The sequence below is a fragment of the Streptomyces sp. NPDC088554 genome, from assembly GCF_044752945.1.
In the GTDB taxonomy this organism is placed as follows: domain Bacteria; phylum Actinomycetota; class Actinomycetes; order Streptomycetales; family Streptomycetaceae; genus Streptomyces.
This window is the reverse complement of the sequence record NZ_JBIVMF010000042.1, coordinates 13,551-39,963: the sequence shown is the minus strand read 5'-3', so window position 1 is coordinate 39,963 and position 26,413 is coordinate 13,551. Positions and strand designations below refer to the sequence as shown.

General features: G+C 70.9%; 22 protein-coding genes. 18 read left to right on the top strand and 4 right to left on the bottom strand.

Translation table 11 applies throughout. The features are described 5' to 3' along the window. The first annotated feature begins 169 nt into the window (after window positions 1-169). Window positions 170-955, top strand: coding sequence for a methyltransferase (locus tag ACIP8W_RS30220; RefSeq protein ID WP_401948555.1), 786 nt, complete (start codon window positions 170-172; stop codon window positions 953-955). A 330-nt stretch (window positions 956-1,285) separates the two neighbouring features. Continuing rightward, window positions 1,286-1,681 carry a DUF3040 domain-containing protein gene (locus ACIP8W_RS30215; RefSeq protein WP_401948558.1) on the top strand — a complete coding sequence of 132 codons (396 nt, stop codon included), beginning with the start codon at window positions 1,286-1,288 and terminating at the stop codon, window positions 1,679-1,681. Between the two features lie 211 nt (window positions 1,682-1,892). Here ACIP8W_RS30215 and ACIP8W_RS30210 read toward each other — a convergent pair whose 3' ends face one another. The 4 genes from ACIP8W_RS30210 to ACIP8W_RS30195 form a co-directional block, all read right to left on the bottom strand. Continuing rightward, window positions 1,893-4,319 carry a DUF3488 and DUF4129 domain-containing transglutaminase family protein gene (locus ACIP8W_RS30210; RefSeq protein WP_402205528.1) on the bottom strand — a complete coding sequence of 809 codons (2,427 nt, stop codon included), beginning with the start codon at window positions 4,317-4,319 and terminating at the stop codon, window positions 1,893-1,895. Next, complete coding sequence (locus tag ACIP8W_RS30205) at window positions 4,316-5,665, bottom strand: DUF58 domain-containing protein (RefSeq protein WP_401948563.1); 1,350 nt, start codon at window positions 5,663-5,665, stop codon at window positions 4,316-4,318. Before ACIP8W_RS30205 ends, ACIP8W_RS30210 begins: the two co-directional genes overlap by 4 nt. Further along, a complete protein-coding gene (locus ACIP8W_RS30200) occupies window positions 5,665-6,708 on the bottom strand; it encodes an AAA family ATPase (protein WP_401948566.1) in 1,044 nt (347 codons plus the stop codon). Before ACIP8W_RS30200 ends, ACIP8W_RS30205 begins: the two co-directional genes overlap by 1 nt. A gap of 282 nt (window positions 6,709-6,990) precedes the next feature. Beyond that, entirely contained in the window at window positions 6,991-7,566 is a 576-nt protein-coding gene (locus ACIP8W_RS30195) for a beta-class carbonic anhydrase (protein WP_401948569.1), read from the bottom strand. 393 nt (window positions 7,567-7,959) lie between these two features. Here ACIP8W_RS30195 and rsmH point away from each other — a divergent pair, with 393 nt between their 5' ends. The 16 genes from rsmH (at window position 7,960) to ACIP8W_RS30115 (ending at window position 26,141) form a co-directional block, all read left to right on the top strand. Continuing rightward, complete coding sequence (gene rsmH / locus ACIP8W_RS30190; RefSeq protein WP_401948572.1) at window positions 7,960-8,997, top strand: 16S rRNA (cytosine(1402)-N(4))-methyltransferase RsmH; 1,038 nt, start codon at window positions 7,960-7,962, stop codon at window positions 8,995-8,997. Next, window positions 8,994-9,563 (top strand): cell division protein FtsL, encoded by a 570-nt coding sequence (locus ACIP8W_RS30185; protein WP_402205525.1) that lies wholly within the window; start codon window positions 8,994-8,996, stop codon window positions 9,561-9,563. Before rsmH ends, ACIP8W_RS30185 begins: the two co-directional genes overlap by 4 nt. A 4-nt stretch (window positions 9,564-9,567) precedes the next feature. Next, window positions 9,568-11,532 carry a peptidoglycan D,D-transpeptidase FtsI family protein gene (locus tag ACIP8W_RS30180; protein WP_401948577.1) on the top strand — a complete coding sequence of 655 codons (1,965 nt, stop codon included), beginning with the start codon at window positions 9,568-9,570 and terminating at the stop codon, window positions 11,530-11,532. Between the two features lie 18 nt (window positions 11,533-11,550). After that, window positions 11,551-13,305, top strand: a complete 1,755-nt coding sequence (locus ACIP8W_RS30175) for a UDP-N-acetylmuramoyl-L-alanyl-D-glutamate--2,6-diaminopimelate ligase (protein ID WP_402205523.1) — start codon at window positions 11,551-11,553, stop codon at window positions 13,303-13,305. Between the two features lie 4 nt (window positions 13,306-13,309). After that, window positions 13,310-14,740: a UDP-N-acetylmuramoyl-tripeptide--D-alanyl-D-alanine ligase gene (gene murF, locus ACIP8W_RS30170; protein WP_401948583.1), complete on the top strand. Its 1,431-nt coding sequence runs from the start codon at window positions 13,310-13,312 to the stop codon at window positions 14,738-14,740. Further along, a complete protein-coding gene (gene mraY, locus ACIP8W_RS30165; protein ID WP_401948586.1) occupies window positions 14,737-15,807 on the top strand; it encodes a phospho-N-acetylmuramoyl-pentapeptide-transferase in 1,071 nt (356 codons plus the stop codon). Before murF ends, mraY begins: the two co-directional genes overlap by 4 nt. Further along, a complete protein-coding gene (gene murD, locus ACIP8W_RS30160; RefSeq protein WP_402205520.1) occupies window positions 15,804-17,213 on the top strand; it encodes a UDP-N-acetylmuramoyl-L-alanine--D-glutamate ligase in 1,410 nt (469 codons plus the stop codon). The genes mraY and murD overlap by 4 nt, the downstream gene beginning before the upstream one ends. 78 nt (window positions 17,214-17,291) lie before the next feature. Then, on the top strand, window positions 17,292-18,803 hold the full coding sequence (ftsW, locus tag ACIP8W_RS30155; protein ID WP_402205518.1) for a putative lipid II flippase FtsW: 1,512 nt from the start codon (window positions 17,292-17,294) through the stop codon (window positions 18,801-18,803). Window positions 18,804-18,809: 6 nt separating this feature from the next. Next, a complete protein-coding gene (gene murG, locus ACIP8W_RS30150; RefSeq protein ID WP_401948595.1) occupies window positions 18,810-19,904 on the top strand; it encodes an undecaprenyldiphospho-muramoylpentapeptide beta-N-acetylglucosaminyltransferase in 1,095 nt (364 codons plus the stop codon). Between the two features lie 21 nt (window positions 19,905-19,925). Continuing rightward, window positions 19,926-20,717, top strand: coding sequence for a cell division protein FtsQ/DivIB (locus ACIP8W_RS30145; RefSeq protein ID WP_401948598.1), 792 nt, complete (start codon window positions 19,926-19,928; stop codon window positions 20,715-20,717). A 276-nt stretch (window positions 20,718-20,993) separates the two neighbouring features. Continuing rightward, on the top strand, window positions 20,994-22,205 hold the full coding sequence (ftsZ, locus tag ACIP8W_RS30140) for a cell division protein FtsZ (protein ID WP_401948601.1): 1,212 nt from the start codon (window positions 20,994-20,996) through the stop codon (window positions 22,203-22,205). Then, window positions 22,202-22,933 (top strand): peptidoglycan editing factor PgeF, encoded by a 732-nt coding sequence (gene pgeF / locus ACIP8W_RS30135; RefSeq protein ID WP_402205516.1) that lies wholly within the window; start codon window positions 22,202-22,204, stop codon window positions 22,931-22,933. Before ftsZ ends, pgeF begins: the two co-directional genes overlap by 4 nt. Before the next feature lie 2 nt (window positions 22,934-22,935). Then, window positions 22,936-23,655, top strand: a complete 720-nt coding sequence (locus ACIP8W_RS30130) for a YggS family pyridoxal phosphate-dependent enzyme (protein WP_401948607.1) — start codon at window positions 22,936-22,938, stop codon at window positions 23,653-23,655. Window positions 23,656-23,778: 123 nt separating this feature from the next. Then, window positions 23,779-24,402 carry a cell division protein SepF gene (locus ACIP8W_RS30125; RefSeq protein ID WP_401948609.1) on the top strand — a complete coding sequence of 208 codons (624 nt, stop codon included), beginning with the start codon at window positions 23,779-23,781 and terminating at the stop codon, window positions 24,400-24,402. Window positions 24,403-24,493: 91 nt separating this feature from the next. Continuing rightward, window positions 24,494-24,790 carry a YggT family protein gene (locus ACIP8W_RS30120; RefSeq protein ID WP_366396345.1) on the top strand — a complete coding sequence of 99 codons (297 nt, stop codon included), beginning with the start codon at window positions 24,494-24,496 and terminating at the stop codon, window positions 24,788-24,790. A gap of 49 nt (window positions 24,791-24,839) precedes the next feature. Continuing rightward, window positions 24,840-26,141, top strand: a complete 1,302-nt coding sequence (locus tag ACIP8W_RS30115; protein WP_402205513.1) for a DivIVA domain-containing protein — start codon at window positions 24,840-24,842, stop codon at window positions 26,139-26,141. The last annotated feature ends 272 nt before the right edge of the window (window positions 26,142-26,413 follow it).

Below are 26,413 nucleotides of genomic sequence, written 5' to 3'. Positions count from 1 at the left end.
CGGAAGCCTGAAGAACTCCCATCATCGCAGGTCACAAGGCACTTCCTCGTTCTCCTGAAAGTTATCCACAGGCATCACGTCGGTGGATCGAGGCTAAGGTGGGCGGCAGAGCCCGCACCCCTTTTCGCCCCGCCGTGCGGGGCGGCACCGCGCCGAGGAGTCAACTGCCGTGTCGCACCCTTCCCCTGTCTTCGGTGGGGAGACACCGTCCCGCCCCCGTGGTTCCCTCCGTACCGCCGTGGTCTGGGAGGTCCTCAAGGAGGCGCTCGACCGCCGGGCGAAGGCGGCGGGGACGGATGTCCTCGATGTGCTCGACACCGGAGGGGGTACGGGCAACTTCGCGGTGCCCGTCGCCCGCCTCGGCCATCGGGTGACCGTGGTCGACCCCAGCCCGAACGCGCTCTTCGCGCTGGAGCGCCGGGCCGCCGAGGCCGGGGTCGCCGAGCGGGTCCGCGGGGTGCAGGGGGATATCCACGGCCTCTTCGACGTGGTCGAGCGCGACGGCTTCGACGCCGTGCTGTGCCACGGTGTCCTGGAGTACGTGGACGATCCGGCCGAGGGCATCCGGAACGCGGTCGAGGCGCTCCGCCCGGCCGGGGCGCTCAGCCTGCTGGCGGCGGGGCTGGGCGGTGCCGTGCTGGCCAGGGCGCTCGCGGGGCACTTCACCGAGGCCAGGCAGGCGCTCACCGACCCGGCCGGGCGCTGGGGCGAGGGCGACCCGGTGCCCCGGAGGTTCACCGCCGACCAGCTCACGGAGCTGGTCGAGGCGGCGGGGCTGCGGGTCGGCGCGGTGCACGGCGTCCGGGTCTTCGCCGATCTGGTCCCCGGCGGTCTGGTGGACACCCAGCCGGGTGCGCTGGACGCGCTGCTGAAGCTGGAGGCCGCCGCCGCCGAGCTGCCCGCCTTCCACTCCGTGGCGGGCCAGCTGCATGTGCTGGGCGAGAAGCGGCACTGACTCCCGGCCGCGCGCAAAACCCCCGGAACGGCCCAGGAGGGTGCCCCGGAGCGGTCCAGGACCCCGATCGCATGGCTGATCAGCGACGCAGCCGCGCATGGAGTGCGCCACAGGCCCCCCGGCATGGCGCCGCGCGCCGTATGATCGGGGTACACCATCCGGCATGACGGATCGATGGTTGGGGAATCAACGCCTCAGCAGCCGAGCCGACATGGCGGCCCGGAATGGCGAATTGGCGTTGAGGGCGGGTTTCACGGGGGCGATTCCCTGCCTATCCTTGAAGGAGCCGCATACCGGTCGCCCCCCGCGACCGACGACTAGGAGGACTCCGTGCCGCTCTCGGAGCACGAGCAGCGAATGCTCGAGCAAATGGAGCGAGCGCTGTACGCCGAAGATCCCAAGTTCGCGACAGCGCTTGAGGGAAGCGGGCTGCGTACGTACACCCGGCGACGGGTCTACCAGGCAGTCGCAGGCTTCCTGGTGGGTATCGCGCTCCTCATGGCCGGAATGGTCGCCCAGCAGATCTGGATCAGTGTGGTGGGGTTCCTCGTCATGCTGGGCTGCGCGGTCCTGGCGGTCACCGGCTGGCGTAAAGCGCCCAAACCGGGCGAACAGCGTTCGGCCGGCGGTGCGTCCGCCGATCGGAGACAGTCCGGACAGCGCCGCTCCATGATGAACCGGATCGAGCAGCGGTGGCAGCGCCGCCGTGACGAACAGGGCCAGTGAGTCCCTGACGGTTCTCAGGCTTGCCGAGCAGTAACCAGCAGTAACGTACGACTGAGGGGCGAGCGCCATGAGCGTTCGCCCCTCAGTCGTACGCCACTGCTCTGCGGGCTTTCCCCGGGGTACGGCGCCGTTCTGTACGGCGCCGCCCGTGATGCTCCGCACCGGTGTGCGGAGCATCACGGGCCTGGTCCGGGGCGGGCCCGGCGGGCGGTCAGCCCCGCAGCCGGGACGGGCGCCAGCGGGTCGTCGTGGCCGACCAGCGGGTGAGGAGCCGCTCACGCCCGGCCGCCCAGCGGGCGGTGAGCGCGGTCCAGCGTTCCGACGCCGCCCAGATCACCCGAACGGACGAGCGGGGCGCGAGAAGTGCCCGGATCCGGGTCCAGCGGGTCGCCGAGGCGCCCAGACCCTCCCGGATCAGCCGGAGGTCGTCCGCGAGCCCCGTCCCCGGCCGCGGATCCGGCGCGTACAGCACCTGCTCCACGGAACGGGCCACCCGGTGGACCGCGTCGGCCGCCTCCTCGTCGAGACCGCCCAGCTGTACGATCCGGGCCGCCGCCTTTCGCGGGGTCCGGGAGTCGTCCGGCGGTATGCCGTGGTCCCAGGCCGTATCGGTGATTTCCCGCCAGGCCGCGAGCGTCCGGTCCACGGCGTCCTCGGGGGCGCGCCCGCCCGATCCCAGCCGCTGGGCCCTGACCCTGATCCGCCACAGCAGCGGCAGCAGGGGGAGCAGCAGGGCGGCCAGGGTGCCCAGGACGATACCGAGCACGGTCCCCAGCGGGGGACCGGAGTCGGTCGGTGCCAGTACGGCGCTGGGGGCGGCCGTGTCGCACTCGTCCAGCCTGCGGGCCTGGGCCGGGCAGCTGTCGGAGTCGGCCGGCGCGGTGGACGGCTCGTCCGACGCGTCGGTGGACGGCCGCCCGGCGTCGCTCGGGCTGTCCGAGGGGGCCTCCGGGCGGGTGTAGTCGGGGGTGGTGCCCCGGCTCGGGGTCGGCTCGAACCGGGTCCACCCGATGCCCTCGAAGTACAGCTCGGGCCAGGCGTGGGCGTCGCGCAGTCCGACGGACATGCTGCCGTCCGGCTGCGGGGTGCCCGGTGTGAAGCCCACCGCCACCCGCGCCGGGATCCCCAGCGTGCGGGCCATCGCGGCCATCGTGAACGAGAAGTGGACGCAGAAGCCCTCCTTGTTCTGGAGGAAGCGGGTGATCGCCGTGACCCCGGTGCCCGAGTCCACCTCGGTGTTGTACGTGAAGCCACCGTCCAGCGCGAACCAGTCCTGGAGCTTGACGGCCTTCTCGTAGTCGTTCGCCGAGCCCTCGGTGACCTGGCGCGCCGTCTGCCGCACCACATCCGGGAGGCTCGACGGGACCTCGGTGTACTCACGGCGCAGCTCGGGCGAGGCCTCCGGGGCGGCGGCCAGCTGCTCGCGGGTCGGGTTCACCTGAAGGCTGTCGGCCTCGTACTGCGCACCGCGTGTCGACTGCCCGCGGTCGCCCACCAGCGTCCGGCCCGTGGGCTCGAAGCGCCAGCGCCCGGAGATCTGCACCTGGGTGGCCGGATAGGGCATCGGCAGGTAGTTCTGCCGGTACCAGCCGGCCGCCGAGACATTGGTGGTGATCTCGGTGGTGCTGATGCCGGAGCGCAGGCCCGGTGGGTTCGGCAGCCGGTCGGGGACGTCCTCGACGCTGCGCTGCGAGAACCGCCAGGACGTCCCGTCGAACTTGTCGAGCGCCATGATCCGCAGATAGAGGTCCTGGGTGTTCTTGGCGTTGGTCTTGTAGCGCAGGGCCTCGCGGTCCTCGGGCTGGTTCAGGTTGTCCTGGAGGGAGACCAGTGGGTTCACGGCGGAGATGGTGCCTCCGCCGCCCACCCCCGTGCCGGCGCCCCGGGCCGCGTTGGCCAGCAGTCCGCCGTCCAGGGCGGGCAGGGCGGCCGGCACGGCCAGCGCGACCCCCAGCGCCACCACACCGATCCGGTGTCCGGTACGGACCGGGGCCCGGCCTTCCGACGCGTCGGGGAGGGCGCTGAACCGGCTTGTGCGCGGTGTACCGCCGAACACCCGGCCCCACTGGGAGAGCCGGTCCCGGCCCTCGGCCAGGAGCAGCAGCAGATAGCCGGTGGCCGCGAGCAGGAACCACACCCAGCCGCCCGATCCGCCCGAGAGCCCCGCGGCCACCGAGTAGAGGGCCAGCAGCGGCAGTCCGGCCGCGGCCGCGCTGCGGAAGGTCACCGCTATGGTGTCCACCGCGAGCCCGATGAGCAGGACCCCGCCGATCAGCATCAGCCGGATGCCGTCGGTCGCGGGCGCCGGGGTCGCGTACCGTCCGACGTCGTCGGCGCCCGAGGCGAACAGGTCGCCGAACTCCCGGAGGGCATCGGGTGTCGGCAGGAAACCGAACAGCGCCTCGTCCCTGGTGAAGACCGAGGTGAGTACCAGTACGGCGGCGACGGTCTGGAACACCACGGTCAGCGCCCTGGCCAGCGGGGCCCGCCGCACCAGCGCGCCCACCAGACTCATGACCGCCACCATGACCGCGGCCTGGAGCAGCCAGAGGGACGATTCCACCAGGGGTACCAGGGCGCCCGCCGCCATCAGCGTGGCGGCGAAGGCGCAGAGCGCCAGCCTCCCGCGTCCGCTCATGACCATCCTCCGGAGAAGCCTGTCGGGCCGCCGGCGACGGCCGATTCCGAGTTCTGCCGGGCGGCCTGGCGCCACAGCTCGGGCAGTTCGGCCCCCGAGGGCACGGCGAGCGCGGTCCATCCCGCCTCGCGCAGCTGCCGCAGCCGCTCCTCGGCGCGGTCACCCGGCCCGGAGCCCTGCGTCCAGCCGGTGCTGTCGAGTACGAAGGCGACACCGGCGCCGGCGCGCTGGCGCATCCGGGCGGCCACGGCTCCCTGTTCCTCGTCGAGGTCGCCGAGGAAGGCGATCAGCAGTCCCTCGGTGGAGCCGCGCAGCACGTCGTAGGCGGGGGACAGGCCCGTACCGTCGGAGTGGTCGACGACCGCGAGGCTGTCCATCATCAGTCCGGCCGCCTCCGCGGAGTCGTGGGTCGCCCCGGCGAAGCCGTCGGACCCCTCGCCCGGCGCCGAACTGCCGGTGTCGGTCAGCAGCCGTACCGCGAAGCCGCGTTCCAGCATGTGCACCAGCGCGGAGGCGGCGCCCGACACCGCCCACTCGAAGGCGGAGTCGGGCCCCGAGCCCAGGTAGGCGGAGCGCCGGGTGTCCAGCAGGACCGTACATCCGGCGCGCTGCGGCTGTTCCTCGCGGCGCACCATCAGCTCGCCGTGGCGGGCGGTGGAGCGCCAGTGGACCCGGCGCAGGTCGTCCCCGTGGCGGTAGCCGCGGGGGATCACGTCGTCGTCACCGGCCAGCGCCAGCGAGCGCTGGAGCCCGTCCCCGTACCCCGACGCCTCACCGGCGAGGCGCACGGGCGGCAGTGGTTCGGTGTGCGGGATGACGGTCAGGGTGTCGTACGCGCTGAACGAGCGGGTCAGCTCGCACATGCCGAAGGGGTCGCTCAGCCGCAGCTGGAGCGGGCCGAGCGGATAGCGCCCGCGCAGATCCGAGCGGACCCGGTAGGACACCTCACGGCGACCGCCCGGCTCCACCCGGTCCAGGACGAAGCGGGGGCGCGGGCCGAGGACGTACGGCACATGGTCCTGGAGCATCAGCAGTCCGGTGGGCAGTCGGGTGACATTGTCCATCCGCAGATGGACCCTGGCCTCGGAGCCCGCGGGCACCCGGGAGGGCGTCAGCCTGCGGCTGCCCGCGACCCGGTAGCGGGTGCGGTAGAGCACCGCCACGCAGATCAGCGGCAGCACGGCCAGCAGCAGCCCCACCCGCAGCAGATCCGACTGGCCCAGCACATAGGCGCAGACCGCCGCGGCGACCCCCGCGGCCAGGAACGACCGGCCGCGTGTCGTCAGTCCGGACAGCGCGGCCCGCGGCCCGCTCTTCTCCTCGCCGTCCGGGGCGGCCGGTGCCATCACAGCCGCCGTACGCCGGACTGCTGGCCGAAGAGCGCCCCGCCGGTGGCCGGACGGACGGCGGGCGCGCGGCCACCGTCCGCCGTGGGCACCGGGACCCGCTGGAGGATCTCCAGCACGACCTGCTCGGCGGTCCGGCGGTTGAGCTGGGCCTGGGCCGTCGGCAGCAGCCGGTGTGCGAGCACCGCCACGGTCAGCGCCTGGACATCGTCCGGCAGGGCGTACTCCCGTCCGGCGAGCGCGGCCGTGGCCTTCGCGGCCCGCACCAGATGGAGCGTCGCGCGCGGGGACGCGCCGAGTCTGAGGTCCGGGTGGTTGCGCGTCGCGCCGACCAGCTCGACCGCGTATCTCCGTACCGACTCGGCGACATGGACCTTGCGCACCGCGTCGATCAGCTTCACGATGTCGTGTGCGTGGGCCACCGGCTGGAGGTCCTCCAGCGGGGAGACCCCGCCGTGCACCCCCAGCATCTGGAGCTCGGCCTCGGCGCTCGGATATCCCATCGACACCCGGGCCATGAAGCGGTCGCGCTGGGCCTCGGGGAGCGGGTAGGTGCCTTCCATCTCCACCGGGTTCTGGGTGGCCACCACCATGAAGGGGTCGGGCAGTTCGTGACTGTGCCCGTCGATGGTGACCTGGCGCTCCTCCATGGACTCCAGCAGCGCCGACTGGGTCTTGGGCGAGGCGCGGTTGATCTCGTCGCCGATCACGATCTGGGCGAAGATCGCGCCCGGTTTGAACTCGAACTCCCGCTTCTGCTGGTCGTAGATCGACACACCGGTGATGTCCGACGGCAGCAGGTCGGGGGTGAACTGAATACGCCGCACCGAACAGTCGATGGAGCGCGCGAGCGCCTTTGCCAGCATGGTCTTGCCCACACCGGGAACATCCTCGATCAGAAGATGTCCCTCGGCGAGCAGCACGGTCAGTGAAAGCCGTACGACCTCAGGCTTGCCCTCGATCACACCCTCCATCGACGCGCGCACACGCTCCGCTGTGGTGGTCAGATCTGTGAGGCTCGCTCGATCGTCATAGGTCGTCACCCGGCCCTCCTCGGCCCTTTCCGACGGGCCGACGCTCATCAGACGGCCCGGCCCTCCCCGAAACACGGGCATCGTCTCCGGAAGGTTCCGTGACGCTGCCGCATACGCATTCTTGTTGCCGTTACCGTCTCGTGTCATCCGCCTGTGGATAAGTGGGTGTGATATGTCGGCTTTGCGGGACGTGTTGGCCAAGAAGCGCCTCGAAGGTGTCCCCATTTCGGGGATTCCGCCGAAGCCCCGCCGAAGACCCCACCGAAGATACGGACGCGGTCGCGCCGATGCTCAGACGGAAGGGCTGATCGAGGGGTCTATTTCCCGCAGCAGGCCGGTCTTCACGTCGAAGACGAACCCGCGGACATCGTCGGTGTGCGGCAGGAAGGGGGAGGTGCGGACGCGCTGCATGGACTGGCGTATGTCCTGCTCGACGTCGCGGAACGCCTCCACGGCCCAGGCCGGCCGCTGTCCCACCTCCATCTCCAGCTCGTGCCGGAAATCCTCGGTGAGGCTCTCCAGGCCGCAGCCGGTGTGATGGATGAGGACGACGCTGCGGGTGCCCAGCGCGCGCTGGCTGATGGTCAGGGAGCGGATGACGTCGTCGGTGACCACGCCGCCCGCGTTGCGGATGGTGTGGCAGTCGCCGAGTGCGAGCCCGAGCGCGCCGTGCAGGTCGAGCCGGGCGTCCATGCAGGCCACCACGGCGACCCGGAGCACGGGCCGCGCGTCCATGCCCGGGTCTTCGAACCCGGCCGCGTAACGGTGGTTGGCGTCCACGAGCTGGTCGGTGACTGTTCCGCCGGTGCGGGCCGAGGCGGCGGGGGTCCCGGTGGATCCTGTGGAGAGGTGCGCGGAGGTCGACATACCCCTGACGTTATCCGTCAGCAGCAGGTGAGGCCCGCTGCGAGAGGGGACAAAGAACGCCATCGTGGCTTGTTGTGAGCTAACCCACAGGGCCGAGCGAGGAGCGGCCGAATGGGTGAAATATGCCCTTTGTGGTCTTGTGGCGAGTGACCCTCGCGACGCGCTGGCCGGTTGATTGACCCGAAGGGCCAGTGGACTAAAGTGACGCGAAGTTCACGGACACACTCCGAACACATCCTGATTCTTCCCCGCGTGTGCGGCGAAACGTGCGGCTCGGCCCCCTCCCGCTCGGCGGTCGGCCGACGCCCTTCCCGGCGCCGGCGGACCACCTCCCCTTCTTGAGCGGGTGGGGACCCGGCAGTACGTACGGCCGCGCCGGACCTGAGAGGGCGCATGAGCGAGCGCAGCGAGCCAGTCCTGGAGAGCCGCGCGACCGCGGAACGCCGTATCCGTACAGCGTCCGAGGACGCGGGAGCGCATCAGGCCAGACATGTTCCGGTGATGCTCCGGCGCTGCCTCGATCTGCTGGCACCCGCCCTCGTGGAGCCCGGCGCCGTCGTCGTCGACTGCACGCTCGGCCTCGGCGGGCACAGTGAGGCACTGCTCGCCGCCTTCCCCTCGGCGCGGCTGGTCGCGCTCGACCGCGACCAGGAGGCGCTGCGGCTCTCCGGCGAGCGGCTCGCCCCGTTCGGCGACCGCGCCACCCTCGTCCACGCCGTCTACGACGAACTGCCCGAGGTCCTCGACCGGCTGGGGATCTCCCGGGTCCAGGGCGTCCTGTTCGACCTCGGCGTCTCCTCCATGCAACTGGACGAGGCGGACCGCGGTTTCGCGTACGCCCAGGACTCCCCGCTCGACATGCGGATGGACCAGACGACGGGGGTCGGCGCCGCGGAGGTCCTCAACACCTATCCGCCCGGTGAACTGGTGCGGATCCTGCGGGCGTACGGCGAGGAGAAGCAGGCCAAGCGGATCGTCTCGGCGATCGTCAAGGAGCGCGCCAAGGAGCCGTTCACCCGCAGCGCCCGCCTGGTCGAGCTGATCCGCGACGCGCTCCCGCAGGCCGCCAAGCGCACCGGGGGCAACCCCGCCAAGCGCACCTTCCAGGCCCTGCGCATCGAGGTCAACGGCGAACTGTCCGTACTGGAACAGTCGATTCCGGCGGCCGTCAAGAGCCTCGCCGTCGGCGGCCGGATCGCCGTCCTCTCGTACCACTCGCTCGAAGACCGGCTGGTCAAGCAGGTCTTCGCGGCCGGTGCCGCCAACACCGCGCCGCCCGGACTGCCCGTGGTCCCCGAGCGCTACCAGCCCCGGCTGAAGCTGCTCACCCGGGGCGCCGAACTCCCCACGGAGGAAGAGGTCGCCGAGAACCGGCGCGCGGCTCCGGCCCGGCTGCGCGGGGCGCAGCGGATCCGGGAGGACGTTCTGTGAAGGGACCGGCCAAGCAGTTGAGGGGGCGGGCCGCGCGGCTCGCCCAGCTGATGCCCGCCGGGAACAGCTCGGCGGCCCGCACCCCCTTCGTCCTGCTGGTCGTCCTGCTCCTCGGCGGCGGTCTGATCACCCTGCTGCTGCTGAACTCCTCCCTCAACGAGGGCTCCTTCCAGCTGAGCGCGCTCAAGAAGCGGACCACGGACCTCACCGACGAGGAGCAGGCGCTGCAACGGGACGTGGACGACTACTCCGCCCCGTACGCCCTGGAGCGGCGCGCCCGTGAGCTGGGCATGGTGCCCGGCGGCAGCCCCGCCTTCCTCGATCCCGACGGTACGGTCAAGGGCGTCCCCGAGGAGAGCGAGGCGCTGCCGTCCGCGCCGCCCTCCCCCCTGACGGAGGCCACGCCCACGGTGGTCGTACCGTCGCCCGCGCCCGCTCCTCCCGGCGCTGCGGACCCTTCGTACCCTTCAGGCCCGGCCGTCTCGCCTTCCGGCTCGGCGACTCCCCCCGGCGACGTACCCGGAACACTCGCCGGGACACCGGCCCCGACGACCTCCGGCAGGTGACGCAGTGCCCCCCCAGGAACCACCGCGCCGCCGGGTACCGAACCCCGCGCGCTCAGGCAGCGGCCGCCGCCCGCGCCCGGCCGGACGGTCCACGCCCGGCCGTCCGCGTACCGGAGCGGCCGGCGCGCGCCGTATCCAGCTCAGCAGCCCCCGGCCCCGGCTGCGGCTGGTCGGGGTCGGGCTGACCCTGGTCATGCTCGCGTTCGTCGTACGGCTGCTCCAGGTGCAGGCCGTCGACGCCAGCACGTACACCGCCAGGGCGGAGAAGAGCCGCTACCTCAGCCACACCATCGCGGCGGAGCGCGGCGAGATCACGGACCGCGCCGGGATCGCCCTCGCCACCAGCGTCGACGCGTACGACATCACCGCCGACCCGACGATGTTCAGCCCCGAGTTCACCAAGCTGCCCGACGCCGCGGAGCAGGCCGCGTCGCTGCTCGCGCCGATCCTCGGTACGGACAGCGAGACGGTCCTCAAGAAGCTCAAGAGCCCGCAGTCCCCCCGCTACACCGTGCTGGCCCGCCGTCAGACCCCGCAGGTCTGGAACCAGATCAAGGACCTCAAGCGGGTTCTCGCCGAGAAGGCGAGCAAGGAGAAGAGCGCGGGCGGATCCGGTATCGGCGTACTGTCCGGCGTGTTCCAGGAGGAGAGCAGCAAGCGGGTGTATCCCAACGGGGATCTCGCCGCCGGGATACTGGGATATGTCAACGCCGCGGGCCGTGGCGCCGGCGGCATCGAGTCCATGCTCGACAAGGAACTGGCCGGCCAGGACGGAAAGGTCACCTACGCCCAGTCCGGCGGCCGCCGCGTCCCCACCGCCACCTCCCAGGAGAAGCCCGCGGTGCCCGGCTCCTCGATCGAGCTGACCATCGACCGCGACATCCAGTGGGCCGCGCAGGAGGCCATCTCCGAGCAGGTCAAGAAGTCCAAGGCGGACCGCGGCTACGTGATAGTCCAGAACTCCAGGACCGGCGAGGTCCTCGCGATGGCCAACTCCCCCGGCTTCGACCCCAACGACCTCACTCGGGCCACCACCGCCAACATGGGCAACGCCGCACTCCAGGACGTGTACGAACCCGGCTCCACCAGCAAGGTCATGTCCATGGCCGCCGTGCTGGAGGAGAAGGCCGCCACCCCCGGCACCCATGTCGTCGTCCCCAACCGGCTGCACCGGGGCGACCGGCTCTTCAAGGACGACATCGACCACCCCACCTGGTACCTGACCCTCAACGGCGTCCTCGCCAAGTCCAGCAACATCGGCACCATCCTCGCCACCGGCCAGCTCGGCAGGACCCAGCCCGAGGCCAACAAGGTCCTGCACTCGTATCTGAGCAAGTTCGGCATCGGCAAACCCACCGGCCTGAACTACCCGGGCGAGACCCGGGGCATCCTCGCCCGGCCGCAGGACTGGTCCACCTCGCAGCAGTACACGATCCCCTTCGGCCAGGGCCTCTCTCTCAACGCCATGCAGGCCGCGTCCGTCTACTCCACCATCGCCAACGGCGGCGTACGGATCGAGCCCACCCTGATCCGTGGCACCACCGGCCCCGACGGCCACTTCATGCCCGCCGCCGTGCCCGAGAGGACCCGGGTGGTCAGCGAGAAGACCGCGAAGACGGTCGCCACCATGCTGGAGTCGGTCGTCGGCAACGAGGAGGGCACGGGCACCAAGGCCCGGATCCCCGGCTACCGCGTCGCGGGCAAGACGGGTACGGCCAACCGGGTCGACCCCGAGCTGGGCGTCTACAAGGGTTACACCGCGTCGTTCGCCGGCTTCGCGCCCGCGGACGACCCGCAGATCACCGTCTACTGCGCCATCCAGAACCCCACCACGGGAAGCTACTTCGGCGGCCAGATCTGCGGGCCCATCTACAAGAAGGTCATGGAGTTCGCTCTCAAGACGCTGCGGGTCGCACCGACCGGCAGTACTCCCGCCCGGCTGCCGGTCACCTTCAAACCCGGCGAGTGACCCCCAGGGAACGCCCCAGTGACAACGATCACCCCCGATTCCGGGAACCACCAGGAACCCTCCGTACCCTCGTCCCCCTCGCTTGGCCCGTCCGCCGCGAAGCCCGGTACGCTCACCGCCGTGCCACAAGCTGATCAGTACAGAACCACCCCCAAGGACACTCCTGTGACCCCTCCGGGAGCGCCCCGTCCGGACCGGGTCCGCCCGGCCTCCCTCGCGGAGCTGGCGGCCCGGCTGGGCGCCGAGGCACCGGGCCGGGGGGAGGTGAGAGGGCCGGGCGAGGCCACCGGCATCACCCACGACTCGCGGGCGGTACGCCCCGGGGACGTGTACGCGGCACTCCCCGGTGCCCGCTTCCACGGCGCGGACTTCGCCGCCCAGGCCGCCGGCCTCGGCGCGGTCGCGGTCCTCACCGACCCGGCGGGCGCCGAGCGCGCCGCCGCCACCGGGCTGCCGCTCCTGGTCGTCCCCGACCCCCGTGCGCGCATGGGCGACCTGGCCGCCGAGATCTACGGGCGCCCCGGCACCGCCCTCCTCCAGATCGGGATCACCGGCACCTCGGGCAAGACCACCACGGCCTACCTCGTCGAGGGCGGACTGCGCGGCGCCGGACACCGTACGGGACTGATCGGCACCGTCGAGATGCGCGTCGGCGACGAGCGCATCAAGTCCGAGCGCACCACCCCCGAGGCCACCGATCTCCAGGCGCTCTTCGCCGTCATGCGCGAGCGCGGCATCGACTCGGTCGCCATGGAGGTCTCCAGCCACGCCCTGATGCTCGGCCGGGTCGACGGCTGCGTCTTCGACGTCGCGGTCTTCAACAACCTCAGCCCGGAGCACATGGAGTTCCACTCCGGCATGGAGGACTACTTCCAGGCCAAGGCGCGGCTGTTCACCCCCGAACGCAGCAGGACCGGCGTGGTCAACCTCGACGACGAGTACGGCCGCAGGCTCGCCCGGGAGGCGGAGATCCCGATCACCACCTTCTCCGCGGAGGGCCACCCGGACGCCGACTGGCGGGCCGAGGACGTCGTGATCGGCACCCACGGCTCCACCTTCACGGCGGTCGGCCCCAAGGGCGAGCGGATCACCGCGGCGGCGCCGCTGCCCGGACCGTTCAACGTCGCCAACACACTGGCCGCGATCACCACCCTGACGGTCGCCGGGATCGACCCGCAGACCGCCGCCGACGGCATCGCCGCCGTCCCCGGCGTACCGGGCAGACTGGAGCGGGTGGACGCCGGACAGCCGTATCTCGCCGTCGTCGACTACGCGCACAAGACGGACGCCGTCGAATCGGTCCTGCGCTCGCTGCGCAAGGTGACCCCCGGCAAGGTCCATATCGTCCTCGGCTGCGGCGGCGACCGCGACGAGACCAAACGCGGGCCGATGGGCGCCGCCGCCGCCCGTCTCGCCGACACCGCGGTACTGACCTCCGACAACCCCCGGAGCGAGGACCCGCTCGCGATCCTCGCCGCGATGCTGGCCGGCGCCGCCGGGGTGCCCGCCCACGAGCGCGGGGACGTCCTGGTCGACGCGGACCGGACCTCGGCCATCGCCGCGGTGGTGGCCCGCGCGGGGGACGACGACACCGTACTGATCGCCGGCAAGGGCCATGAGCAGGGCCAGGACATCGCCGGGGTGGTACGCCCCTTCGACGACCGCCGGGTGCTGCGCGAGGCCATCGAGCGCTCCCGCCGGGGGGCCGCGGGCCCCGAGACCGGACCCGAGCCCCGTCCCGAGCCCCGCTCCGAGAACAACAGTCAGGGATGACCCAGTGATCACCCTCTCTCTCGCCGAGATCGCCGCCATCGTCGGCGGGCAGCCGCACGACATACCGGATCCGGCCGTCCGGGTCACCGGATCCGTCGTCTACGACTCCCGCGCGGTGGAGCCCGGTGGCCTGTTCGCCGCCTTCGCCGGTGAGCGCGTCGACGGACACGACTACGCGCGCGGCGCCGTCGCGGCGGGCGCGGTGGCCGTGCTGGCCACGCGTCCCGTCGGGGTGCCCGCACTCGTCGTGGACGACGTCGTCCAGGCCCTCGGCGCGCTCGCGCGTACCGTCGTCGAGCGCCTCGGCACCACCACCGTCGCGCTGACCGGATCGGCCGGCAAGACCAGTACCAAGGACCTGATCGCCCAGCTCCTGCGCCGCGCGGGCCCCACCGTCTGGCCGGAAGGCAACCTCAACAACGAGATCGGGCTGCCGATCACCGCGCTGCGGGCCGTCGAGGACACCCGCTATCTCGTCCTCGAAATGGGCGCGCGCTACATCGGGGACATCCGCTACCTCACCGGACTCGTCCCGCCCCGGATCGGCCTCGTACTGAACGTCGGCACCGCGCACATCGGCGAGTTCGGCGGCCGTGAGCAGATCGCGCTGGCCAAGGGCGAACTCGTCGAGTCCCTGCCCTCCGCCGAAGAGGGCGGTGTGGCGGTGCTCAACGCCGACGATCCGCTCGTCCGCGCCATGACTTCGCGCACAAAGGCCCGTGTTGTGCTCTTCGGCGAGTCGGGCGAAGCAGACGTACGGGCAGAGAACGTGCGTCTCACAGCGACAGGACAGCCCGCGTTCAGCCTTCGAACACCCTCCGGGTGCAGTGACGTGACGCTGCGGCTGTACGGTGAGCACCACGTGTCGAACGCGCTCGCCGCGGCCGCCGTCGCCCATGAGTTGGGTATGTCCGTCGACGAGATCGCCGTGGCGCTCTCCGAGGCGGGAACCCTCTCCCGCTGGCGTATGGAGGTCACCGAGCGCTCGGACGGCGTGACGATCGTCAACGACGCCTACAACGCGAACCCCGAATCCATGAGAGCGGCGCTCCGCGCGCTGGTTGCCATGGGCGGTGCCTCACGGGCCGCGGGGGGGCGTACCTGGGCGGTGCTCGGCCCGATGGCCGAGCTGGGGGACGAATCGCTCGCCGAGCACGACGCGGTCGGACGGCTCGCCGTCCGGCTCAACGTCAGCAAGCTCGTCGCAGTCGGGGGCAGGGAAGCGTCCTGGCTGCAATTGGGCGCTTACAACGAGGGTTCGTGGGGTGAGGAGTCGGTGCACGTGTCCGACACGCAGGCGGCGGTCGACCTGTTGCGCGGTGAGCTGCGTCCGGGGGACGTCGTGCTGGTGAAGGCGTCGAGGTCGGTCGGTCTCGAACGCGTCGCCCAGGCGCTGCTGGAGAACGCCACCGAGGGCGAGGTCGCCGGCCCATGAGGCAGATCCTCTTCGCGGGAGCCATCGGGCTCTTCCTGACCCTGATCGGTACTCCGCTGCTGATCAAGTTCCTGGCCCGCAAGGGATACGGGCAGTTCATCCGGGACGACGGACCCCGTACGCACGGCAGCAAGAAGGGCACGCCCACCATGGGCGGTGTCGCCTTCATCCTGGCCACGCTCATCGCGTACGCCCTGGCGAAGGTGATCACCAGTGAGACCCCGAAGATCTCGGGTCTGCTGGCGCTGTTCATGATGGCCGGTATGGGGCTCGTCGGGTTCCTCGACGACTACATCAAGATCGTCAAGCAGCGTTCGCTGGGGCTGCGGGCCAAGGCCAAGATGGCGGGTCAGCTGATCGTCGGCATCACCTTCGCGGTGCTGTCGCTCCAGTTCGCCAACTCGCGCGGCATCACCCCGGCTTCCACCAAGCTGTCGTTCGTCACGGACTTCGGCTGGTCGATCGGCCCGGTGCTGTTCGTGGTCTGGGCGCTGTTCATGATTCTCGCCATGTCCAACGGCGTGAACCTGACGGACGGTCTGGACGGGCTCGCCACCGGCGCGTCGGTGATGGTCTTCGGCGCGTACACCTTCATCGGGCTCTGGCAGTTCCAGGAGTCCTGTGCCAACGCGCTGACGCTGACCAACCCCAACGCCTGTTTCGAGGTACGGGACCCACTGGACCTGGCGGTCGTCGCCTCCGCCCTGATGGGCTCGTGCTTCGGCTTCCTGTGGTGGAACACCTCGCCCGCGAAGATCTTCATGGGGGACACCGGGTCGCTCGCGCTCGGCGGCGCCATCGCCGCGCTCGCGATCCTCTCCCGTACCGAATTCCTGATGGCCGTCCTCGGCGGTCTCTTCGTGATGATCACCATGTCCGTGGTCATCCAGGTCGGGTCCTTCAAGATGACCGGCAAGCGGGTCTTCCGGATGGCACCCCTCCAGCACCACTTCGAACTCAAGGGGTGGTCCGAAGTCCTGGTGGTGGTCCGCTTCTGGATCATCCAGGGCATGTGCGTGATCGTGGGTCTGGGCATCTTCTACGCGGGCTGGGCGGCAGAGAAGTGAACTGGAACGGCAAGCGGGTCACCGTCGCGGGTCTCGGGGTCTCCGGGATCCCGGCGGCCCGGGTCCTGCACGGGCTCGGGGCGCGGGTCACCGTCGTCAACGACGGGGACGACGAGCGGGCCCGCTCGCAGGCCGCCGAGCTGGAGGCGCTGGGCGTCACCGTCCGGCTCGGCGACGGGGCGACCCTGCCCGACACCACCGAACTGGTCGTCACGGCGCCCGGCTGGCGGCCGGACAAGCCGCTCTTCGCCGCCGCCGCGGCGGCCGGCGTGGAGATCTGGGGCGATGTCGAGCTGGCCTGGCGGCTGCGCGGGCCCGGAGCGGCCCCCTGGCTGGCCGTCACCGGCACCAACGGCAAGACCACGACCGTCAGGATGCTCGCCTCCATCCTGGAGGCGGCGGGGCTGCGCACGGCCGCAGTCGGCAACATCGGCGTCTCGCTGCTGGAGGCGGTCACGGGCGAGGAGACGTACGACGTGCTCGCCGTCGAGCTGTCCAGCTACCAGCTGCACTGGGCACCCAGCCTGCGCGCCCACTCGGCGGCCGTGCTGAACCTCGCGCCGGACCATCTGGACTGGCACGGCTCCATGGAGGCGTACGCCGCCGACAAGGGCCGGATCTACGAGGGCAACACCGTCGCCTGCGTCTACAACGTGGCCGACCGGGCCACCGAGGAACTGGTGCGCGACGCCGACGTGGAGGAGGGCTGCCGGGCGATCGGCTTCACCCTCGCCACCCCCGGACCGTCCCAACTCGGCGTCGTCGACGGCATCCTGGTCGACCGCGCCTTCGTCGCGAACCGGCGCGAACACGCCCAGGAGCTGGCGCAGGTCTCCGACATCGACCCGCCCGCCCCGCACAACATCGCCAACGCGCTCGCCGCGGCGGCCCTCGCCCGAGCCTTCGGCGTCGAGCCCGCGGCCGTACGCGACGGGCTGCGCGCCTTCAAGCCCGACCCGCACCGGATCGAATGGGTCGCGGAGGTCGCGGACGTCACCTACATCGACGACTCCAAGGCCACCAACACCCATGCCACCGAGGCGTCCCTCGCCGCCTACGACCCGATCGTCTGGATCGCGGGCGGCCTCGCCAAGGGCGCGTCCTTCGACGAACTGGTCGCCTCGGCCGCGAAGCGGCTGCGCGGCGTGGTCCTGATCGGCGCCGACCGCGCCCTCATCCGGGAAGCCCTCGCGCGACACGCCCCCGAAGTCCCGGTCGTGGACCTCGACCGGACCGACACTGGGGCGATGGCGGCGGCGGTCGGCGAGGCGGCACGGCTCGCGCGGCCGGGGGACACGGTACTGCTGGCCCCCGCGTGTGCCTCGATGGACATGTTCGTCAACTACAACAAGCGGGGCGAGGCGTTCGCGGACGCGGTGCGCGACCTCGCCGCCGGGCACGCCTGACCGGTCCGGCCGCGGCCCCGGCCGCGGATCCCCGCCCACCGGCGGCCGCGCCGGGCACGACTGGAGGGGACAGCGACGATGCCGGCCGACGACACCGCGGACCGAGAGCAGCGGCCCGACGCGGTACGCCGCTGGGGCTTCGCGGGCGTGCTCCCGGGCGCGCCCGCCCTCTCGGGACCCCACGGCTCCGACAGCCTGTACGAGACCGGCGCGTGCCCCTCGGGGCCGCGCAGGTCCGGTCTCGCGCTGCGCGGCAGGGCCCCGGGAGCGGCCGTACGCAGGCCACCGGCGGCCGGCGGGCGCGGTGGCGGGGGAACGGCCCGGCCGCCCCGCGGCGGCGCGCCCAGACGTCTGTACGAGCGGGCCCGCCGCGCCTGGGACCGCCCGCTCACCGCGTACTACGTGATCCTCGGCAGCGGTCTGCTGATCACCGTGCTCGGTCTGGTGATGGTCTACTCCGCGTCGATGATCTACGCGCTCGAACTCTCGCTGCCCGGAACGTACTTCTTCCGCAAACAGCTCCTCGCCGTGGTCATCGGCGGGATCCTGCTGTTCCTCGCCACCCGGATGCCGGTCAAGCTGCACCGCGCGCTCTCCTACCCGCTGCTGGTCGGCGCGGTCTTCCTGATGGTGCTCGTCCAGATCCCCGGCATAGGGATGGACGTCAAGGGCAACCAGAACTGGATCTATCTGGGCGGCCCGTTCCAGCTCCAGCCCAGCGAGTTCGGCAAACTGGCGCTGGTCCTGTGGGGCGCCGATCTGCTCGCCCGCAAACAGGAAAGACGGCTGCTGACACAGTGGAAACACCTGCTGGTGCCGTTCGTTCCGGTCGCCTTCATGCTGCTCGGGCTGATCATGATCGGCGGCGACATGGGTACGGCGATGATCCTCACCGCCGTCCTCTTCGGGCTGCTCTGGCTGGCGGGGGCGCCCACGCGGCTCTTCGCCGGGGTGCTCGGTGTCGCCGCGCTGATCGGCTTCATGCTCATCCAGACCAGCGCCAACCGGCTGTCGCGGTTCTCCTGCGTCGGCGCGGTCGAGGTCGGTCCCGACGGAGAGTGCTGGCAGGCCGTACACGGAATCTACGCCCTCGCCTCCGGGGGATGGTTCGGTTCCGGCCTCGGCGCGAGTGTGGAAAAGTGGGGCCAACTGCCCGAACCGCACACCGACTTCATTTTCGCCGTCACCGGGGAGGAACTGGGACTGGCGGGGACGCTGTCGGTGCTCGCGCTGTTCGCGGCTCTAGGCTATGCGGGTATTCGCGTGGCCGGACGCACGGAGGATCCCTTCGTGAGGTACGCCGCGGGAGGCGTGACCACCTGGATCATGGTGCAGACCGTGATCAACGTGGGTGCGGTGCTCGGCCTGCTGCCGATCGCCGGAGTCCCGCTCCCGCTGTTCTCCTACGGAGGATCGGCGTTGCTGCCGACCATGTTCGCCGTCGGGCTGCTGATCGCGTTCGCGCGGGAGGATCCCGCCGCGAAAGCGGCCCTGGCCATGCGGCAGCCTGTCTTCCGCAGGAAGCGGGCCGGGGTGAGATGGAAGACGATGAGACGGCGCGTCAAGAAGCGTCCGTCCGGAGAGCGGTGAATTTCGGTGCATGTCGTACTCGCCGGTGGGGGGACCGCCGGCCACATCGAGCCCGCGCTCGCCCTCGCGGACGCCCTGCGCAGGCAGGACCCCACCGTGGGGATCACGGCCCTCGGCACGGAACGCGGCCTGGAGACCAGGCTCGTACCCGAGCGGGGGTACGAGCTGGGGCTGATCCCCGCCGTACCGCTGCCGCGCAAGCCCACGCCCGAGCTGATCACCGTCCCCGGACGGCTGCGCGGCACCATCAAGGCGGCCGAGCAGATCCTGGAGCGCACCAAGGCGGACTGCGTCGTGGGCTTCGGCGGCTATGTCGCGCTGCCCGGCTACCTGGCGGCCAAACGGCTCGGGGTGCCGATCATCGTCCATGAGGCCAACGCCAGGCCCGGTCTGGCCAACAAGATCGGTTCGCGGTACGCGGCGGCCGTGGCCGTCTCCACCCCGGACAGCAAGCTGCGGGGCGCCCGTTACATCGGCATCCCGCTGCGCCGTACCATCGCCACGCTCGACCGGGCCAGGGTCAGGCCCGAGGCGCGCGCCGCCTTCGGGCTCGACCCCAACCTGCCGACGCTGCTGGTCTCCGGCGGCTCGCAGGGCGCGCGTCGGCTCAACGAGGTGGTCCAGCAGATCGCCCCGGTGCTCCAGCGCTCCGGAATCCAGATCCTGCACGCGGTCGGTCCGAAGAACGAATTGCCGCGCGTGGACAACATGCCCGGAATGCCACCCTATGTGCCGGTAGCGTATGTGGACCGGATGGATCTCGCGTACGCGGCGGCCGACATGATGCTCTGCCGTGCGGGCGCGATGACCGTCGCCGAACTCACCGCCGTCGGGCTGCCCGCCGCCTATGTCCCGCTGCCGATCGGCAACGGCGAACAGCGGCTCAACGCCCAGCCGGTGGTCAAGGCGGGCGGCGGACTGCTGGTCGACGACGCGGAGCTGACGCCCGAGTGGATCCAGGGCCATGTGCTCCCGGTGCTCGCCGATCCGCACCGGCTGTACGAGATGTCCCGCGCGGCCGCCGAGTTCGGCCGCAGGGACGCCGACGATCTGCTGGTCGGCATGGTGTACGAGGCGATTGCCGCACGCCGTCAGGCGTAGGCGGGAAGGCGAGGGGAAGCCATGGCCGGACCGACGACCGCGGAGCGTGGCGCGCGACCGGGGCCGGTCTCCGGCCAGGAGGGCCAGGAGCCGGAGGGGCGCCGGTTCCGGCTTCCCCGGCCGGGGCTGCTGATCGCCCTGGCCGGAGCCATCCTGCTGCTCGCGGGCGGCCTCTGGGTGCTGTACGGCTCCCAGTGGCTGCGCGCGGAGAAGGTGAGCGTCTCGGGCACCGAGGTCCTCGGCCGGGCCCGGGTGGCGGCCGTGGCGGCCGTACCGCTCGGCTCGCCGCTGGCCTCCGTCGACACGGACGCGATCGGGGCGAGACTCCGTCAGGAGCTGCCCCGTATCGACTCGGTGGAGGTCGACCGGTCATGGCCGAACGCGATCAGTCTGAAAGTGATCGAACGACACCCCACACTTTTGATCGAAAAAGACGGAAAATTTATCGAAATGGATGCCGGGGGTGTGCGGTTCGCCACGGTGGCCCGCGCGCCCAAGGGTGTCCCGCTGCTCAGGATGACGCTCGAAGAATCGGCTGGAACTCGACGGTTCGGAGCCGATCGTCTGACGCGCGAAGCGGTACGGGTACGCGGCGAGCTGCCGCCGGCGGCAGCCGCGCAGACCCGGGCCGTACGGGTCCGTTCCTACGACTCCATCACCCTGGAACTGACGCGGGGCCGTACGGTGATGTGGGGGAGCGGGGAGAACGGCGCGGCCAAGGCCCGTGCGCTCTCCGCGCTCATGAAAGCGGCCCCCGGGGCGGGGCACTTCGACGTGAGCGCGCCCACCGCACCCGCAGTGGCCGGGAGTTGACGGTCATATGTGCTGGCCAGCACCCTGGTTGGTCAGCGCTGTGGGTGATCACATAGGGTGAAAAGAAAAACGGGAGGTTCGGCGTGTTCGTTGAACGTGCGCCACTTGTCGACTTAGTGTCCTGTTCGGAAGAGTCCAAGAAGCGGACACACTGGTAACCCTGAACTTCACCGTGAGGGTTTGGGTCGGCGTTTCGGACCGTCCCATCGGCATCAGTCGGCGCGGCGCCACATCGGCGCGGCGACGACACGTAACTCGAGGCGAGAGGCCTTCGACGTGGCAGCACCGCAGAACTACCTCGCAGTCATCAAGGTCATCGGTGTCGGCGGCGGTGGTGTCAATGCCATCAACCGAATGATCGAGGTCGGTCTCAAGGGCGTCGAGTTCATCGCGATCAACACCGACGCGCAAGCGCTGTTGATGAGCGACGCCGACGTCAAGCTCGACGTCGGCCGGGAACTCACGCGCGGCCTCGGGGCCGGAGCCAACCCGGCAGTCGGCCGCAAGGCGGCAGAGGACCACCGTGAGGAGATCGAGGAGGTCCTCAAGGGGGCCGACATGGTCTTCGTCACCGCAGGCGAGGGCGGCGGCACCGGCACCGGCGGCGCGCCCGTCGTCGCCAACATCGCGCGCTCGCTCGGCGCCCTGACGATCGGTGTGGTCACCCGCCCGTTCACCTTCGAGGGCCGCCGCAGGGCGAACCAGGCGGAGGACGGCATCGCCGAACTCCGCGAAGAGGTCGACACCCTCATCGTCATCCCCAACGACCGGCTGCTGTCCATCTCGGACCGCCAGGTCAGCGTGCTCGACGCGTTCAAGTCGGCGGACCAGGTCCTGCTGTCGGGTGTCCAGGGCATCACCGACCTCATCACCACCCCCGGTCTGATCAACCTCGACTTCGCCGACGTCAAGTCCGTGATGTCCGAGGCTGGTTCGGCGCTCATGGGGATCGGCTCGGCCCGCGGCGACGACCGCGCGGTGGCCGCCGCCGAGATGGCGATCTCCTCGCCGCTCCTCGAAGCGTCCATCGACGGCGCCCGTGGTGTCCTGCTCTCCATCTCCGGCGGTTCCGACCTCGGTCTTTTCGAGATCAACGAGGCGGCGCAGCTGGTGAGCGAGGCGGCCCACCCGGAGGCCAACATCATCTTCGGCGCCGTGATCGACGACGCCCTGGGCGACGAGGTCCGGGTCACCGTCATCGCGGCCGGCTTCGACGGCGGACAGCCGCCTACCCGCCGGGAGACCGTGCTCGGCGCCGCGTCCAAGCGTGACGAGCCGCAGCCCCCCTCCCGGTCCGCCGACACTGGCCGTTCCACCGGCGGGCTGGGCACCGTACCCCCGCGCGACGACAGCCAGGACCGTCGGGCCGAGCCCGCCCCCGCGGTCAGCGAGAAGCCGTACTCGGTGACTCAGGCGCAGGTTCCCCCGGCCCGTCCGTACCAGGACAGCCAGGCCGAGGAGCTGGACGTTCCGGACTTCTTGAAGTGATAGGACAGCGCGCGACACTGAGCGGCGCCCACTTCGCCTTCACCGACCGGTGGGGCGGGGTGAGCGCCGCTCCGTATGACCGGCTCAATCTCGGTGGCGCGGTCGGCGACGACCCCGACGCCGTACGGACCAACCGCGAACTCGCGGCGAAGTCGCTGGAGATCGACCCGGCGCGGGTCGTCTGGATGAACCAGGTGCACGGCCGCGAGGTGGCCGTCGCCGAGGAACCGTGGACCACCGGGGACATCCCCGCCGTCGACGGGACCGTCACCGTACGGCGCGGGCTCGCGCTCGCCGTACTCACCGCGGACTGTGTTCCGCTGCTGCTGGCCGATCCGGCCGCCGGGGTCGTCGCCGCCGCCCACGCCGGACGTCCCGGACTGGTCGCGGGGATCGTCCCGGCCGTTGTCGCATCGATGGCCGCGCTCGGCGCGGAGCCCGCCGGGATCACCGCCCTCACCGGACCCGCTGTCTGCGGCCGTTGCTACGAAGTGCCCGAGGCGATGCGGGACGAGGTCGCCGCCGTCGTACCGGAGGCGCGGGCCGAGACCAGCTGGTCGACACCGGCCGTCGACATCGTCGCCGGGGTGCACGCACAGCTCGCCGCGGCCGGGGTCGTGGACCGCAGGCGCTCGGCGGTCTGCACGCGGGAGTCGCCCGACCACTACTCGTACCGCCGCGACCGCACGACCGGGCGGCTCGCCGGCTATGTCTGGCTGGACCGATGAACATGAAGGACCGGAAGGCCGAACTCGCCGGGAACCTCGCGGTGGTGGAGGACCGAATCGCCTCCGCCTGTGCCGCCGCCGGACGTGAGCGGGAGGAGGTGACCCTGATCGTGGTCACCAAGACCTATCCCGCGAGCGATGTCCGGCTGCTCCATGAACTGGGCGTCGGGGAAGTGGCGGAGAACCGCGACCAGGACGCCGCCCCGAAGGCCGCGGCTTGTGAAGATTTGTCGCTGAAGTGGCATTTTGTGGGTCAATTGCAGACGAACAAGGTCCGTTCTGTAGCCAGTTACGCCGATGTCGTGCAGTCTGTCGACCGGATCAAGCTCGTTTCCGCTCTCTCCGTCGCGGCGGAGAGAGCGGGGCGCGAGCCGGTGTGTCTCCTTCAGGTCGCGCTGGACGCGGAGTCCGGCGAGCGTGGGGCGAGAGGTGGCGTGGCGCCGGACGGCGTCGGGGAGTTGGCCGCCGCGGTGGCCGACGCGCCGGGGCTCCGGCTCGGCGGTCTGATGACCGTGGCCCCGCTCACCGGTGAGTACGCGGGGCGGCGGCGGGCGGCGTTCGAGCGGCTGCGGGAAATCTCATCCCGCCTCCGCATGGACCATCCGGCTGCGAGCATGGTCTCGGCGGGGATGAGTACGGACCTTGAGGATGCCGTGCGGGCCGGGGCGACACATGTACGCGTCGGTACGGCGGTACTCGGAGTCCGACCCCGGCTCGGGTAACGTCGCGAAGCAAGTCGGACCACAGTAGAAAATATGGTCATTTCCGCCGAAGGCGGGTAGACCCAGTGGATCGCGGGCACTTGGTGACGAGGCCGATCCACCACAGAGCGGAGGACCCAGAGCATGGCCGGCGCGATGCGCAAGATGGCGGTCTACCTCGGCCTCGTGGAGGACGATGGGTACGACGGCCGGGGCTTCGACCCCGACGATGATTTCGAACCCGAGCCGGAGCCGGAGCGTGAACATCGCCGACACCAGCCCGTGCACCAGCCGGAACGGGAAGAGCCGGTGCGTGTGGTCCAACCCCCCGCGCAGCGCGAGCGGGAGCGGGAACGCGAGCCGGTTCCGCTAGCGGCAGAAAGCGGACGTCCGGCGCGAATCGCCCCCGTGGCGTCCATCACACCTGAACGTCCGAGCCTGGAGAAGAACGCGCCGGTGATCATGCCCAAGGTCGTGTCCGAGCGGGAGCCCTACCGCATCACCACATTGCACCCGAGGACCTACAACGAGGCCCGTACTATCGGGGAACACTTCCGCGAGGGCACTCCGGTGATCATGAATCTGACCGAGATGGACGACACGGACGCGAAGCGACTTGTCGACTTTGCCGCGGGACTCGTCTTCGGTCTCCATGGCAGCATTGAGCGCGTGACGCAGAAGGTGTTCCTGCTGTCTCCTGCTAACGTCGACGTCACGGCGGAGGACAAGGCCCGCATCGCAGAGGGCGGGTTCTTCAACCAGAGCTGAGAGCAGCACCGGTAACAACCCGGTCGCGCACCGGGAACGTCCCGGCGTACGACCGGAACCAGAGTGAACCAGGGGAGAGGGAAGCAGCGGGATGGGCATCGCACTACAGGTGGTCTACATCGCGCTGATGTGCTTCCTTATCGTGCTGATTTTCCGGTTGGTCATGGACTACGTCTTTCAGTTCGCCCGCTCATGGCAGCCCGGCAAGGTGATGGTGGTCGTTCTGGAGGCCACTTACACTGTCACCGATCCACCGCTCAAGCTTCTGCGGCGGTTCATTCCGCCGCTGCGTCTCGGGGGCGTGGCACTCGACCTGTCCTTCTTCGTTCTGATGATCATCGTTTGGATCCTGATCTCGCTCGTGAGCAGTCTTGCGAGGGGAATGTGAGCGATACGGTCTTGCCGACTGCCGACGACTACGTAGAGGTGAAGTAGAGATGCCGTTGACCCCCGAGGACGTGCGGAACAAGCAGTTCACGACCGTCCGACTACGAGAAGGCTACGACGAGGACGAGGTCGACGCCTTTCTCGACGAGGTCGAGGCCGAACTGACCCGCCTGCTCCGCGAGAACGAGGATCTGCGCGCGAAGCTGGCCGCCGCGACGCGTGCCGCCGCGCAGAACCAGCAGCAGCAACAGCAGCAACAGGGCATGCGCAAGCCGCCCGAACAGCAGGATCGACCCGGCGCGCCGGTGCCCGCCGCCATATCCGGACCGCCGCAGCAGCAGCAGCCTCCGCAGATGGGCCCGCCCCAGCTGCCCGGTGGGGCTCCGCAGTTGCCCGCGGGACCGAGTGCGCACGGCCAGGGACCCGGCCAGCAGGGTCACGACCCGCGTGGTCAGCACCCCATGCAGGGTGGTCCGATGCAGGGCGGCCCGATGCAGGGTGGCCCGATGCAGCAGCAGGGCAACCCCATGCAAGGCGGCCCGATGCAGGGCAACCCCATGCAGGGCGGTCCCATGCAGGGTGGCCCGATGCAGCAGCAGGGCAACCCCATGCAGGGCGGCCCGATGCAGGGCAACCCCATGCAGGGCGGTCCCATGGGCGGCCCGATGGGCGGCGGCATGGGTGGGCCCATGGGCGGTATGGGCAACCCCAACCAGCAGATGCAGCAGCAGGGTCCCGGCGGCGACAGTGCCGCGCGCGTGCTCTCGCTCGCGCAGCAGACCGCTGACCAGGCGATCGCCGAGGCGCGTTCCGAGGCCAACAAGATCGTCGGCGAGGCCCGTAGCCGTGCCGAGGGTCTGGAACGCGACGCGCGCGCCAAGGCGGACGCGTTGGAGCGGGACGCGCAGGAGAAGCACCGTGTCGCGATGGGCTCGCTGGAGTCCGCTCGCGCGACGCTGGAGCGCAAGGTCGAGGATCTGCGTGGCTTCGAGCGCGAGTACCGCACGCGGCTGAAGTCCTATCTGGAGAGCCAGCTGCGTCAGCTGGAGACCCAGGCGGACGACTCGCTGGCGCCGCCGCGTACGCCTGCGGCCGCTTCTCTGCCGCCGTCGCCCTCCATGGCTCCGGCCGGTGCGGGCGCGATGGGCATGGGCGGCAACCCCTCGATGGGCGGCCCTTCGATGGGCGGACCGTCCATGGGAGCGCCGTCGGGTCCGTCGTACGGCGGCCAGCAGCAGATGTCGCCGGCGATGACTCAGCCGATGGCGCCGGTGCGGCCGCAGGCGCCGCAGCCGATGCAGCAGGCGCCGTCGCCGATGCGGGGCTTTCTGATCGACGAGGACGACAACTGACGGGGTCGCGCGTGCGTTGCGCGTAGCCGTCGGCAGGCTGGAGGGCCGGGCCCGGGACTTATGTCCTGGGCCCGGCCCTTTTTGTTGGTGCGGGGTGCGGGGTGCGGGGTGCGGGGTGCGGGGTGCGGGGTGCGGGGCGTGTGGGGTGCGGTGGGGTCGTGCGGGGTGTGGTGGGGGTGCCGCTGCGCGGGGCGTTCCCCTACCCGCCCCTTCCCGAACCGGGGCTCCGCCCCGGGCCCCGGTCCTCAAACGCCGGACGGGCTGGGGCGCGG